This is a genomic window from Flavobacterium sp. (genome assembly GCF_035760125.1).
GTDB lineage: Bacteria > Bacteroidota > Bacteroidia > Flavobacteriales > Flavobacteriaceae > Flavobacterium.
This window is the reverse complement of sequence record NZ_DASTTN010000310.1, coordinates 1-15,056: the sequence shown is the minus strand read 5'-3', so window position 1 is coordinate 15,056 and position 15,056 is coordinate 1. Positions and strand designations below refer to the sequence as shown.

General features: G+C 32.2%; 11 protein-coding genes. 7 read left to right on the top strand and 4 right to left on the bottom strand.

Annotated features, from left to right (window positions below; translation table 11 throughout):
* Both VFS71_RS11155 and VFS71_RS11150 read right to left on the bottom strand, forming a co-directional pair.
* On the bottom strand, positions 1 to 866 hold an 866-nt coding region (locus VFS71_RS11155), incomplete at its 3' end, for an acyltransferase (RefSeq protein WP_326401307.1).
* A 93-nt stretch (positions 867 to 959) separates the two neighbouring features.
* The gene (locus VFS71_RS11150; protein ID WP_326401306.1) at positions 960 to 3,290 is read right to left on the bottom strand and encodes a glycoside hydrolase family 3 C-terminal domain-containing protein; all 2,331 of its coding nucleotides are present in this window, start codon (positions 3,288 to 3,290) and stop codon (positions 960 to 962) included.
* 307 nt (positions 3,291 to 3,597) lie between these two features.
* Between VFS71_RS11150 and VFS71_RS11145 the strand changes: the two genes are divergently transcribed.
* The 5 genes from VFS71_RS11145 (at position 3,598) to bla (ending at position 9,596) form a co-directional block, all read left to right on the top strand.
* Entirely contained in the window at positions 3,598 to 4,353 is a 756-nt protein-coding gene (locus VFS71_RS11145; RefSeq protein ID WP_326401305.1) for an NUDIX hydrolase, read from the top strand.
* 470 nt (positions 4,354 to 4,823) lie between these two features.
* Positions 4,824 to 5,960: a helix-turn-helix domain-containing protein gene (locus VFS71_RS11140; RefSeq protein ID WP_326401304.1), complete on the top strand. Its 1,137-nt coding sequence runs from the start codon at positions 4,824 to 4,826 to the stop codon at positions 5,958 to 5,960.
* 153 nt (positions 5,961 to 6,113) lie between these two features.
* Positions 6,114 to 7,172, top strand: coding sequence for a serine hydrolase domain-containing protein (locus tag VFS71_RS11135; RefSeq protein ID WP_326401303.1), 1,059 nt, complete (start codon positions 6,114 to 6,116; stop codon positions 7,170 to 7,172).
* A 468-nt stretch (positions 7,173 to 7,640) separates the two neighbouring features.
* Entirely contained in the window at positions 7,641 to 8,696 is a 1,056-nt protein-coding gene (locus VFS71_RS11130; protein ID WP_326401302.1) for a serine hydrolase domain-containing protein, read from the top strand.
* Positions 8,697 to 8,705: 9 nt separating this feature from the next.
* The gene (bla, locus tag VFS71_RS11125; protein ID WP_326401300.1) at positions 8,706 to 9,596 is read left to right on the top strand and encodes a class A beta-lactamase, subclass A2; all 891 of its coding nucleotides are present in this window, start codon (positions 8,706 to 8,708) and stop codon (positions 9,594 to 9,596) included.
* Positions 9,597 to 9,934: 338 nt separating this feature from the next.
* Here bla and VFS71_RS11120 read toward each other — a convergent pair whose 3' ends face one another.
* Together VFS71_RS11120 and VFS71_RS11115 are read right to left on the bottom strand one after the other, a co-directional pair.
* A complete protein-coding gene (locus VFS71_RS11120) occupies positions 9,935 to 10,270 on the bottom strand; it encodes a hypothetical protein (RefSeq protein ID WP_326401298.1) in 336 nt (111 codons plus the stop codon).
* A gap of 8 nt (positions 10,271 to 10,278) precedes the next feature.
* Positions 10,279 to 10,407, bottom strand: coding sequence for a hypothetical protein (locus tag VFS71_RS11115; protein ID WP_326401296.1), 129 nt, complete (start codon positions 10,405 to 10,407; stop codon positions 10,279 to 10,281).
* Between the two features lie 607 nt (positions 10,408 to 11,014).
* Here VFS71_RS11115 and VFS71_RS11105 point away from each other — a divergent pair.
* Both VFS71_RS11105 and VFS71_RS11100 read left to right on the top strand, forming a co-directional pair.
* Positions 11,015 to 13,639, top strand: coding sequence for a phosphatidylglycerol lysyltransferase domain-containing protein (locus tag VFS71_RS11105; protein WP_326401294.1), 2,625 nt, complete (start codon positions 11,015 to 11,017; stop codon positions 13,637 to 13,639).
* A 38-nt stretch (positions 13,640 to 13,677) separates the two neighbouring features.
* The coding region (locus VFS71_RS11100; RefSeq protein WP_326401292.1) for an AcvB/VirJ family lysyl-phosphatidylglycerol hydrolase at positions 13,678 to 15,056 on the top strand (1,379 nt) is incomplete at its 3' end.

The following is a 15,056-nucleotide window of genomic DNA, read 5'->3' as shown; positions in this document are numbered from 1 at the left end:
CCACTTGCTCCCAAGAAAACGATTAGTGGGAAAATAATAATAATACTCAAAGAATCATATAAGCCATTCATCCATAAATGTTCGCTTCCGCCAATTCTGGGCATTGCCAGAACAACAATCGTTAACAAACTAGCCCAAAAGAAACCATTATTGATGGTTGTCAGTTTTACTATTCGATGCAATAATAATCCCCCAAAGAAAGGAAATAGCAAACGAGAAAAACCAATATGAAGTTGGGCAGGTTCTAGCGACCAACCGCCAATGACATCACCGTTTGGACTTGTTAGCGAAAGATGAATTAAAAGACAACCCGACAAAAATACCAATATGGCAAGTGCTGTATTCGAAAACTTTCTTACGAATAACGCATAAAGAATATTACCTATATACTCAAAGAACAAAGACCATCCAGGTCCATTCAGCGGATGCATTTCTTGCCAACCTCTTATGTCCAGAGATGAGGTTACTGGAATCAATGTAAATCCAATAAGCATAACAATCAATGTTTTCCATATTGGCACTTCATGAATTGTTGGCCACAACACCGAATCTTGAAAATAAAAGCAAATGGCTCCGATAATCATTCCCATAACTACCATTGGTTGCAGTCTGACAAGGCGGATTTTAAAAAAATCGGTGACGCTCATTTTACCCCAACGATCATCATAAGCATAGCTAATAACAAATCCGGAAAGCAGGAAAAAAAAGTCAACCGCAAGATACCCGTGATTTATAATTTGGTCGAGATGACTGGTCGCATGGGCCTCAAAAATATGAAAGGCAACCACCATGATTGCCGCGACACCGCGTAAACCGTCAAGTATTGGATAATGCTTTTTTGAAGTTAAAGAATTAGTTTTTCCCATAAGGATAGAATTATTTTTTTTAAAATGAGGCTGTCCGACAGAGACAGCCTCAAAGATAAACAACTATTAATAACTAATTATGAAGTGTATTTTTTAATATGCATTGGCACTTTTTAAAACTGCCTGTAGATTTTCTTCCGTGAATTTTCCACCAGAAAGCAATATAAATTTACTGATTGGCATATCACCAAGCATCGCCTGCAAAAAGGCTTCAGCTTTTTTCTCTTCCTCAGTTACTGCTTTTTTATTATCACCAGTAAAACTTTTGGTAAGCTGCCCGTATATCGCTTCACTATTAGGAGCATTTTTAAATTCTTTGAACAAAGAGTTACGGGTGAAAACTATCTTGTTAGTTTTAGTAGATTGAATATCGATAGTTTGTTGCAAAGGCAAATCTCTTGAAGAAGCACCCACACGAATATCAAATTTACCGGATTTTATAGCCCAATCGTGTGAAGCTATGCTGTAATAAGCAAAGTCGCGGGACGTTAAGTGAAAGCTAACTGTTTTTTCTTCACCTGGATTTAGCGCTATTTTTTCAAAATGTTTCAATTCATTTTCAGGTCTTGAAGTTTCTGTTGCTTGTTCGTGCACATATAATTCGACTACTTCTTTACCGGCCACTTTACCAGTGTTTTTAACTTTTAATGAAATGATAATATCATCCGTATCTTTTGCAGAGGCAGTGTTGCTTTGAATGTCAGAATAGCTAAAAGTAGTATAGCTCAATCCGTATCCGAAAGGGAAATTAGGTTCAATTTTCTTTTTGTCATAATAACGATATCCAATGTATATACCTTCTCCATAATTGGCATTGCCATCTCTTGATGGAAAATCAATCGCAGTAGGGGTATCTTCCAAACGCATCGGGAAAGTTTCAGATAATTTTCCGGAAGGGTTTACCTTTCCAGTCAGCACATCAGCTATAGCCCCACCACCGGCTTGACCACCCAGATAAGCTTCTACAATTCCCGAAACATCCTTTTTCCAAGGCATAGAAACTGCTGCACCATTCATCAAAACCACTACTACATTTTTATTGACTTTAGCCACGGCTTCAATCAATTTATTGTGACCCACGGGCATATCCATATTTGCTCTGTCATATCCTTCAGATTCATAAACATCTGGTAAACCTGCAAAAACCAAAACCGTTTGGGCATCTTTTGCATTTTGTACAGCTTCAGCAATCAAAGTTTCATTTGTTGATCCATCAGTTGTATACCCTGCCGCAAAGGTTAATGAGGTTCCTTTTGATATTTTTTGCAATTCGTCGAAAGCATTTTCTATTTGGGTTGGCTTTACTTGAGAACTTCCGGCACCTTGGTAACGAGGTGTTTTAGCAAATGCACCAATAATTGCAATTTTTTTAACCGAAGTTGGAAGAGGCAAAATACCGTTGTCATTTTTCAACAAAACAATACATTCCCCACTTACTTGCCTAGCCAATGCATTGTGTTTTGGTTTGTCCACGACTATTCCGGTCTTGTGGCTGTCTTTTGCTTTAAGCGTTACGGCAAGAGTTTCAATTACGATTTCGTCTAATGTGGCTTCCGCTAAGGCGCCGCTTTTTACTGCTTCGATGATTTTTTTGTTGTTAAAACCACCACTTGAAGGCATTTCCAGATTTAGACCCGCTTGAACTCCTAGTGGTCTGTCATTTACAGCTCCCCAATCGGAAACTACAAATCCTTTGAAACCCCATTTTTTCTTTAAAACATCATCCAATAAATATTTATTTTCCGAGGCGTAAACCCCATTCAGTTTATTATAGGAGCACATCACGGTCCAAGGTTGCGCTTCCTTTACTGCCATTTCAAAAGCAGGAAAGTAGATTTCGTTTAAGGTGCGTTCATCAACATTGGAACTGTTGGACATTCTTTCGGACTCTTGATTGTTGGCTGCAAAATGTTTCATAGAAGTTCCTACACCTTGACTTTGCACACCGTTTATAAATGCCGTAGCAATTTTACCCGCCAAAATCGGATCCTCTGAAAAGTATTCAAAATTACGACCACCCAATGGAGATCTTTTCATGTTTACCCCAGGACCCAACAATATCTGAACATCATTAGCTTGCGATTCGATTGCCAATGCTTCGCCCATTTTTTGGGCCAAAGCTGTATTCCATGAGGAAGCTAGAGCGGAGGCAGTAGGAAAACAAGTGGCTGGAACACTATTGGTAAAATCAAAACCCACGGCTTTTCGTAAACCATGAGGTCCGTCTGTCATAAATATAGAAGGAATTCCCAATCTTGGGATTGCTTGTGTTGACCATGCAGTTTCACCAGAGCATAAAGATGCTTTTTCTTCCAGTGTCATTTGTGAAACCAATTTTTTGGCTTTTTCTCTATAATCGGTTGTTTGGGCGAATGCTGTTACAGAAATAAAAATTCCCATAATAAGCAAAAATGTATTTTTCATAATTATAAGTGGTTGGTTTTTAATAAAATGCTATGTGTTAATATGACGCAATGTACATTTAATTTTAATACAAAAAACATTTTTATAAAAAAAAATGGATTTGAATATTGATTTGCATGAAATCATCAGTTTTTTTTGATAATATTTTTTTTTTGAAATCCATTTTTGAAATCCATCAATACTTTTTAGATAATTTTTGTTGTCAAAATAAGTTTCGGTCGTAAAGATTTATTTAGTTTATTTGCTGTATCAAAAATGAACTAAATTGCGTCACAGTAATTTAGAAGAATAACGATACTACAAAGTCATGTTAAAAACACATCTAAAAAACAGTAAAGAGTATCAACCCGGATTGTCTATTGATTGTGTAATCTTTGGTTTTGATGACAATCAACTCAAGGTTTTGCTGATCAAAACAGGCTATGATGACAGTTGGTCTTTGCCTGGCGGATTTGTTTCGATTGATGAAGATATCGACACAGCGGCGGTCAGTATTTTGCAGTCAAGGACAGGTCTTAAAGGTATTTTTCTGAGACAATTTGCCACTTTTGGTAGGGTCAAGAGAAATCAGGACCATTTTAGCAGTGATTCTTTAGCCTATTTTGGAATTCCCCTCGAGGAGGAAAAATGGTATAAGAGTAGGTTTGTGACCATAGGCTATTATGCGTTGGTCAATTTTTCAAAAGCAATTCCACAAGCCGATAATCCTGGTGAAATAGTAGAATGGGTAGATCATCATGAAGTTCCGAAATTGATTTTGGACCATAGGGAAATTTTGGACAAAGCTCTGGAAACTTTAAGAACCGAACTGAATTTAATGCCTGTAGGTTACAATCTTCTTCCAGAGAAATTCACCATACCCGAGCTTCAAAAATTATACGAAACCATATTAGGAAGAACACTCGACCGACGAAATTTTCTTCGAAAAATAACCTCCATTGGTATACTCACCAAACTGGATGAAAAGAAAAGCAACGTAGCACACAAAGCTCCGAATCTCTACAGTTTTGACAAAGACAAATACGAAGAAGTCTTGAAGAATGGTCTGACGCAAGGTTGGTAAAAAATACCATCATTTTAATTTGGGCATGACCTCGTTGCACAGCATTTTGATTTCATAACATCAATTTTGGGCAACGAGGTCGGGCTGTCCACTGTATTCCCAATTAACAAAAACTACGGCAAAAAAGCCTTGTTTTTCTAAATCGGGAGATGCCATTTCCATCCCTCATGCAGTCCCGTTTTCATAACGTCTTTTGGGTTAATCATACTAATTTATTTTCTTCCTTAAATAATTACGACAATTGTAAAAACTGCGTTGAAATGTAAAACTGATGTAGATTCAAAACAAAAATCCTATGGGTATTTGTAATCTTTTTTGATTATTTTTGAAAAAGTGTAAAGCGAAATAAGTTTTCGTCAATCTAACTAATTTAGGATATAAATATTTAGAGTTTGTTTCATATATATAAGTTACCTGCAAGTTTTTTTAAACTTTCTTGAAAACAAACAATAAAAATAAAAAAATGATTAATGGAAAAAATTAATTTATTGGCTACAATTTCTTTAATAGTAATTTCCATCTCATTATTTCTATCATTATTTTTGGTTACAGTCAAAACAGAACATAAATTAAGTAATCGTCTTTTTGCTTTTTTTCTAATTTTATCAGCAATTGATATTAGCGTAAATCTAGGTGATTTGTTTAAAATCCCTTTGAATGCAAGAATTTTTATAACCTCAATTTTTTTCTTACAGCTTCCAACTTTTTATTTATATATCTTATCTGTTTGCTATTCTGATTTTAAGCTAAAACCAAGACATTTAATTCATGCTATAGCTTTTTTAATATCAAATTTAATTTTATTACCTCGCTTTTATGCTGTCAGTCTTGCTTCTAAAATTAGTTTTCTTCAAAAAAGTAGTAGCATGCCAGAAATACAGTTCAATCATATTCTCTTACATATTCAAATGGCAATATATATCATTGCAGCTTTTATGATATTGAGAAAAGCAAAAAAAATATATCTTGAAAATTATGCGGGAGCAAGTATCGAATCACTTAATTGGTTGTTTCAGTTTACTATTGCACTATCAATCTTTTATTGTGTTGCGCTATTAAAAAACATCTTTAAGTTTACAGAATACCCTAATATTTCTGAATGGCTAAAAATTGGACTTCTCATATTTGAACTGATCATCATTTTTTGGTATTTGTTTAAAGCATTAAATAATCCAAGTCTATTTAGAAGTATTGATTCAAAATTAAAACTTGTGCAGCATATAATTTATGAAGAAAAAAAAAGTTCGCCATTAGCTGTAAATGAAAAAGAGTACAATTCAGCGATATTGAAGTTGCAGCAGTATATGATTGAAGAGAAGCCATTTCTGAATCCTTCCTTAACAATTCAAGATGTTTCTGTTGCTATTGAAATTCCTGTTCGCGACTTGTCTCTTCTAATTAATCATAAATTAGAGCAGCATTTTTATGATTTCGTTAATACCTATCGTATCGAAAATGCTATGGATATTTTAAAAGATGTTACAAAAAATAAGGTAACTATTTTAGAAATTCTGTACGATGTAGGTTTTAATTCAAAATCTTCTTTTAATACGGCTTTTAAAAAGTACACTGGTAATACACCGACTTCTTATCGCAAAAGTTTGTAAAACAATGTTTTAGAATTATTCGTACTTGTTTTTTTAAATACTCGTACTTATTTTTAAAAACAAATGCGTTCGACTATTTTCATTCGGTCGCGTAGCGTTAATTTCTCCCACATATTTGTATCGAAATAAATTTCTAACCTAAAACACGATACAATGAAAACTTCATTAAAATTTTTAGCAGCACTATTATTAGTAAACAATTTTTCTTTTGGACAAGACATCTCCAAAAAAATAGATTCAATAATAAAAGATAATTATCGAAAAAACCCTGGCGTAGGTATTAGCGTCGGTTTTATCAAAAATAATAAAGAATACTTTACGGCGTATGGTAACTTGAATGATGAAAGTCAAATTGAAATTAATAAAAATTCCATATTCGAAATCGCTTCTATCACTAAAATTTTAACTTCAAATTTAATTGCACAAGCGGTTATTGATAAAAAAATAAAATTAGATGATTATATCGACGGCTTCCTTCCAAAAGAGTATGTATTGCAAAGAAACCTTAAAAACAAAATAAAAATTTCAGACCTGGCATCGCATCAATCAGGTTTACCTGATATAGATTTTGGAAAGTTAATAGAACTAAATCCGCAACAGCCTGTAAGTAGTGTAACTGAAGAAACATTGGCTACAATAATCAATAATTGTAGTGAACTAAAAGATTATGGTAAATATCGTTATTCTACGATTGGTTATACTTTGCTCGGACAAATACTAGAAAAAGTATATAACAAGAGCTACGATGAAATTATTAGAAGCAAAATAATAGATCCGTTGCATATGGCAAATACATTAACTACGAATTTTAATGTAATAAACAGAACAGTTGGTCACAACCCCGAAGGTTGTATCCAAGAATTCTTCAATTGGAATGTTACAGCATCTGCCGGATTAGTAAAATCTAATGCTTCTGATATGGTTACGTTTTTAAAAGCAGTTTTAAATAAAGAAACTACAATAGGTAAAGCTGCCATAATTACAGAAAAAATTTTCTATAAAGATGATAAAAGAGAAATGGGATTAGCTACAAATATCATGACAGATGATAAAAATACACTTTATCAAAAATCGGGAGATTCTATGGGACAATCTTCGATTATATGTTACAATAGAGCTGAAAATTGGGGTATTATAATACTTCTAAACCAAAGAAACTCAAAAATGAGACAAAACCTCCTGAATGAAATTTATGAGACAGTTTTGAAATAAATAAAACTGTGCCCGAAACGGCAAATAATATCCTGAAAATAGAAAGTAAAAAGAAACTCCATTATTTTAATGGAGTTTCTTTGTGGCCCTTACAAGAATCTGTTTGCGAACCATTTTATGCAGGATTTGAAGAAGTTAGCGTTAAAATTTCAATGTTTTAAGAAGGTCATTGGCTTTTAAAGTTTATTTCCGGCTTTTTCATACACTATCTATACTTTATCTATACTTTATCTATGTGGATTGTCTCGTCCTAAAATAACTACATTTATTTGAAAGCATAAATGATTTTTATTGAGTATAATTCTTATATTCGTTAAAAATTAGAATTTAAATTCAAGCCTCAAACTTAAATGAAAATGGGAATGTTTGAAGAGATTCTATGAAAAACAAACGTTAGTCGATGGTAATTTTACATCCGACCGTTATAATCGGACACACGCATTCCTATTAATAATTTTTAATACATAAATGAAACATTTTTTTAGACAAACCTGTATTGCCTTTACGATTTTATTTATCTCATACAACTCTTTCGGACAAAAAAAAGACAGCTATGCAACCAAAATTGACAGCCTAATTCAAGTAACAAATCCAAGAAGCTTTAACGGGGTTGTTTTTATTCAACAAAATGGGAAAATAAAATATGAAAAAGCATACGGTTATTCTGATTTCAATAAAAAATCAGTATTGAAAATTTCTGATAGATTTTCTACAATGTCAATAGCCAAACAAATTACAGCAACACTTATTTTACAAGAAGTAGAAAAGGGAACAATTGATTTACAAACACCTATCCGTAAATATTTGCCAGATTTTAAATATTCTTGGGCGGATACTATAACTGTTCATCAATTACTTAACAATACCTCGGGTTTGAATAGTGAAGATATGGACAAATCTTTAAAATTTAAACCGGGAGCTGCTTTTAATTATTCTAATATTGGCTATTATGTAGCAGGGCAGGTTCTTGAAAAGCAAAGTCACAAGAGTTTTCAGGAGTTAGTAACTGCCTTGTTCAAAAAGTGTAAAATGACCAACAGTTATTACCCTAACGAGATCAATAATAAATTTTTGACAAAAGGGCACACCATAAAAAAAGATGGCACTTATAAATTCAATGAAAAATTAAATTTTGACATTCATAATTATTTTGGAAGCCATTTAATTGTTTCAGCTCCTGATTTAGCAAAGTGGAACGAATGTTTACACAATGGCAAATTATTAAAACCCGTTACTTATAAAATGATGACTAGTTATTCCATCACCAATACTCATAAGCTTTTTAGTGAAAAACCTATTGGGTATGGGTATGGGCTGCGAATAAACGATAAAGACAGCATAATGGAAATTGGACACACGGGTTTTCATCCAAGCGAAGGATTTACAGCTGTCAATTTATATTATCCAAAAACGAAAACCAGCGTTATTGTTATGGAAAATCAAGCGAACGAAAATTTTGATATTGCTTACTATTTTGAGCAGGAAATTAGAAAAATTATCAAAGAAAGTAACCTTTTAAAATAAGACTCTTGTATGAAAAAAATACTATTGTTGCTGTGCATTTCCCTTCTTTCGGTTCAGACATTTGCACAGACTTCGGCTGAACTTCGAAAAAAAATAGAGCAAATAATTTCCACAAAAAATGCCACTGTCGGAATTGCTGTCAAAGGAATTGAAGATAAAGACACGTTAAGCATCAATGGTAATTTAGCGGCTCCGATGATGAGCGTTTTTAAATTTCACATTGCATTGACGGTATTAGATCAGGTTGATAAAGGGAATTTAAAATTAGAACAGCAATTTTTCATCAAAAAAGAAGATTTGCTTCCGGAAACCTGGAGTCCTATGAGGGACGAATTTCCCGATGGAAATATCAATTTGACTTTGGATCAATTGCTAAGATATACCGTTTCGCACAGCGATAATAATGGCTGTGATATCCTTTTGAAAATTATTGGCGGAACGGAAGCGGTTCAAAAATTCATTCATAAGCAGGGTATTAAAGATTTTACGATAAAAGTGAATGAACAGCAAATGACAAGCTGGGAAAATCTGTATGTAAACACAACAACGCCTATTGCAACAACTGCACTGCTTGAAAAATTTTACAAAGGCGAAGTCCTGAAAAAAGCCACCACAAAATACCTCTACCAAATAATGGTCGAAACTTCAAGAGGAATTACCTGGATGAAAGCAGGGCTTCCAGAAAACACCGAATTGGCGCATAGAACTGGAATTTCAGGAACGAATGATGAAAATCTGCGTGTTGCATTGAATGATGTTGGCATTGTAAAACTTCCTAATGGGAAACATTTTATTCTTTCTGTTTACCTGAAAAATATTACTGAAAAAAGAGAGGATACCGAAAAAATAATTGCTGATATTACAAAGGCTGTTTGGGAGTATTATGTAAAAAAAACATAACTGCGATTAACGCAAGCATCTGTATGCATTTGCAAGTTCTGAATTATTATTACTTTATGTTAGACTAAACTACTATACTTCGATCACAAATAATCTTTAAAGATCATATTAGAGAAATTAGATTTTTATTAAATATACCTTATTAGGTATTTGAACCTCTTATTGCCTGTGATTACAGCTTTTTTTTTACATAAAAAATATCAAATTTTTAGAGCCAAAAAAACTCCAAAATCATTTGATTTTGGAGTTTTTTAAATTTTGTGGCCTTACGAACCTGTTTATGAACCACCTTATACAGGATCTGAAGAAGTTAGCGCTAAAAAAATTAATGTTTTAAATTAATCGATTGTTTCTAAATTATCCAAGTCTGGTAACCTATAAAATTTCATTTCATTAAATTTCATGTATTTACATATAAACTCTAAAGTTTCAATTCTTGTCGGATAATTGTAGGTCAAATTTTTAAAAGGTCTGTGGCTGTATAAAATAAATATTTTATTCTTGGCATCATCTAATAATTCCAAAATATAAGGAACGCTAAAATGAATATGGCTATCATCAATATCAAAAGCATAAAGAAATTTAGAATTTCTAAAACAACAACCCTCCTTTTCAGGGCATCTCCGCAAAAGCTCTTTTTCTGATAACTTTATATTTGGGTGATAACGCCTCATCAATTGCATCAGATCGTTCCGTGACCTGTAATTTCTTGATCTTCCTTTTGCAATTCAAGTAGTTTTTTGATTTGAGGTGCACCAATAGAATCAATTCTGTAAACACAAAAAGTAGCTTTCGAATTGTGTTTTTTCAAGACTTTATCGGCATCAAACCATTCATCTACATAAGTATTATCAAAAGAAATAACTACCCCCTCCTTATATGATTTTGGTTTTTTTTGCTTTATTTTAGCAAGAAATTAATGCTAAAAACGAGGATGTTATAAAAGTTTTAAATAAAGATAATTTCATTGATTACTTTGTTTAATTAACGGATAAAATCGATATTCAAATGTGATCTTTTTTGCTTCTTTAATTTTATGTATTCGATTTTTAATAAGCTACTTAGTAATTTTTTAAAATTAAAAGGCGACAATATCTTCACTGGCTTTGTATACAAATAACGAAAACAATAATCAATTTAATCTTTTTCTATAAATCTTCAAAAAACAGTAAGAAACAAATGCTTGATTGTGTGCTTCTTGGGAATGGGGGATATTTATCAGAATCTATTCAGTTGGGCTTGTTTCGAGTGAAAACTACTTTGCAAAAGAGAAATATAAATAAAGATTTTTAGTAATTTTAATTGTTTAATGTTTAATTTTCAGTAGATAATGAGTGATTTGTTTTTTTAGAGTTCATTTTTATTCATTCACTCTCGTTACTTTTGAATACAATCAGTATCAACCAAATTATTATAAAATGATAGTTTCTACTCTATTGATTTCTAATACTAGATTTGTAAAAAAAAAGTTTTTACCTTTCAATAAAGAAAATAGAAAGATTTGTCTTCAATTTATAATTGGTGCTTTCTTTATTGGATTGGGAATTTGGTTTATAAAGCACGAAACGCCAGAAATAATTCAAATAAAACATGCCATAAGCAATGCTACTTTGCTTTGGGTTTTTGTGGGTTTATTTATCACGATATTGTATTTTATTTTACAAGGATTGTTGTATGTTGCTTCATTTTCTGCAATAAATGCCAAAATAGTTCTAAAAGACGGGATTATCCTCTTCTTAAAACGAAATTTCATTAGTGTTTTTCTACCTGCTGGCGGATTTTCATCTTTATTTTTTTTCAATAATGCCATCGAAAAAAAAGGAAACACAAAGATTCAAATTAATTTGGCATCAAGTATTTATGCTTTTATTGGTATTCTTTCCGTAGTTCTTGTTGCAATTCCTGTTTTTATTTATACTTTTTTAAAAGAAACTATTGGTACAAATGATTGGCATGCGCTACTATCAATTATTGTATTTATAATAGTATTGATTTTACTATATCGTTCTCTCATTACAAAAGGATATATGTATAAATTATTGACAAAATGGTTTCCCAAAACCGAAATCTTTTTAAATGATATAGAGAATCAAATAATTGACAAAAGAAAATTTTTTATAGCGGTTTTTTATTCTGTTCTAATTGAAATTGTTGGGATTGCTCATTTGTATGTAGCAATGATCGCATTGCATTTTGAACCATCACTTTTAGTCGCTTCAATTGGTTATATTATTTCAGTAATCTTTTTAATTATATCTCCATTTATGCGTGGTCTTGGTGCTGTTGAAGCCTCAATGAGTTATATTTTAATCCGTTATGGTTTTGGTAATGTGGATGCTATAGCTATTACTTTTCTATATCGAGTTTTCGAATTTTGGACACCTTTGTTCGCAGGAATACTGATTTTTGCATCAAAAATAAACAAGATATTAATGCGTATCATTCCAGCATTCCTTTTATTGGGGTTGGGTATAATAAACATAATTTCGGTTTTAACTCCAGCAATAAACAACCGTTTAGAAAACCTAAAAAATTATTTACCATTGGAAGCCATTCACGCTTCAAATTATTTAGTTTTTACTTCGGGGCTATTTCTGTTGGTTACTGCCTCTTTTATGCTCAAGGGATTGCGCATGGCTTGGTGGTTTGCAGTTGTGTTGTCTATAATTTCTTTCGTTGGGCATTTAACCAAAGCTATCGATTATGAAGAAGCTATTATTGCCTTTGTTGTAATCCTAATGCTGATAGTAACCCGAAAAGAATATTACGTAAAGACCAATCCAAAACTTAGTTTATTAGGATTAGAAACTTCCATTTTAAGCATAATTGCTGTATTGGTTTATGGGACTATTGGATTTTATTTTTTAGATAAAAAACACTTCGACATTAATTTTAGCATATTTCAATCCATCAGATACACATTACAGAACTATTTTTTGGTAGGCAGTTCTAATCTAGTTCCGTTAGATAGTTTTGCCAATCATTTTCTAATGTCTATAAAAATTAGTGGTTTTTTGTCCCTTGGTTTTTTAATCTACGCATTAACAAATCCATACGTTAGTATAAAATCAATTACTGATGAAGAAAAAGAATTGGCAAATGAATTAATTGAAAAGTATGGAAATTCAAATCTGGATTATTTTAAAACTTATTTTGACAAACTGCTTTTTATTTCACAAAGTAAAACTGCTTTTATATCGTACAGATTAGCCGGAAATTATGCTGTTGTACTCGAAAACCCTGTGGCACAAAATGAGCCGGAAATGAAAAGTTGTATTGTCGAATTTGATAATTTTTGTTACGAATGTGGATTAAAAAGTATCTATTATAGAATTTTAGAGAAAGACTTAAGAATGTATGAAGCATTACATAAAAAACACTTTTTTCTTGGTCAAGAGGGGATAGTGAATCTATCTGAATTTAGCTTGGAAGGGAGTAGTAAAAAATCGTTGCGAAATGCTATGAATAAAATTGCAGAAAACGGATTTAAAACAGTGATATATCAACCACCCATAAAAGAAGGAATTTTACAAAAACTGGAAGCAGTCAGTAATGAATGGCTAAAAGAAACAAAGAGAACCGAAATTATTTTCTCTCAAGGCTTATTTAATATTGAAGAATTAAAAAATCAAACCATAATAACGGTTGAAAACAAGGAAGAAAAAATAATTGCCTTTCTGAATATTATTCCAGACAGCGTAAAGGGAGAGGCAACGTATGATCTTATTCGTAAAACAGTTGATGCCCCAAATGGTATAATGGATTTCATTTTGATAGCCCTCTTTAATTATTTGAAATCGAAAAATTACACAACAATTAATTTAGGATTAGTTCCAATGAGTGGTATTGATAATCCAAAAACCATTCAAGATAAATCAATGAAATATGCTTATGAAAAAGTAAAATCGTTTTCGCATTATAAAGGATTGAGAAAATTTAAAGAAAAATTTTCACCCGCTTGGTACAATCAATATGTGATTTTTTCAGACGATTATGATTTGATACAAATGCCTAGGATTTTGTCTAAAGTTATTAAGCCATAATGCACTTCTATTTGCAATTAGTTTTAAAAACACACCGAATGAAAAAACTTATTTTAGCCATCATAATTACAATGGCATCTGTTCTAAATACTAAAGCATTGGCAAATGATGTTGTCAATTACGGTTCATTTGGAAATGTAACGATATACAAACCAACAGGCACACCAAAAACATTTGTACTTTTTATCTCGGGTGATGGTGGGTGGCATCAAGGGGTTGCCGATATGGCAAAAAATATTGCAAAACAAGGCGCGATGGTTACGGGTGTAAACATCCTTACTTACTATAAAAATATCAAAAAAGAGAAAGTAAAATGTTATTATCCAGCGGGTGATTTTGAAAATTTGAGTTTAGAAATTCAAAAAAGATATCATTTTCCTAATTATTTCAAACCTATTTTGGTTGGCTATTCTGCTGGAGCAACATTAGTTTATGGCGCTTTAGCACAAGCGCCCGCCAACACTTTCAAAGGAGCGGTTGTAATGGGTTTTTGCCCTGATATTGAATTAGACAAGACCTTATGTAACGGAACGGCATTAACAACAAAAGTTTTAAAAGCTGGGAAGTCTTTTTATCTAAATCCTAGCGAAAAACTATCGGAACCATTTATTGTGCTTCAAGGGATTAGAGACCGTGAATGTCCATATGCAGATGCGATAAAATATATGAAAGAAGTCAATACAGAACAATTAATTATGCTGCCGAAAGTCGGTCACGGTTTTTCGGTAACAAAAAATTGGTTGCCACAATTTATTACAGCTTATAAAAAAATTCAAGATACCCCAACTTATGCAGAAAGGAAAGTCATAGAAAATAAAGTAAATCAGCCACAAAATTTTCAAACCTATCAAACAGACTTGCCGCTGACAATAATTCATTCAGATACAAAAGAAAATTTGCCGCTTGCTTTTATGATTTCTGGTGATGGTGGATGGACCAGTTTTGACCAAAAACTAGGAGAGCAATTTTCAAAAGAAGGAATTCCGGTAATTGGGTTAGATGCACAAAACTATTTTTGGAATGTAAAAACACCGCAAAAAAGCGCTTTAGATATTTCAAAAGCAATCAATCATTATTTGAAGCAATGGAATAAGAAATCATTTATTTTAGTGGGTTATTCCTTTGGTGCTTCAGTTATTCCATTCATAGCAAATAATTTTCCAAATGAATTAAAAGAAAAAATAAAAGGAGTGTATAGTTTATCCCCCAACGAAACTGCTGATTTTGAAATTCATCTTTTAGATATGATGAGTGTAAATTTAATTGAAAAATATAATGTTATAGCTGAAATCAATACAATTAAATTACTGAATCCAGTTTGTTTTTTTGGCAATGAAGAAAGTGAAACTGTTAGTAAAAAGTTTGAAGCATCAGGGGCAAAAGTAATTACATTGCCAGGGAACCATCATTTTGACAA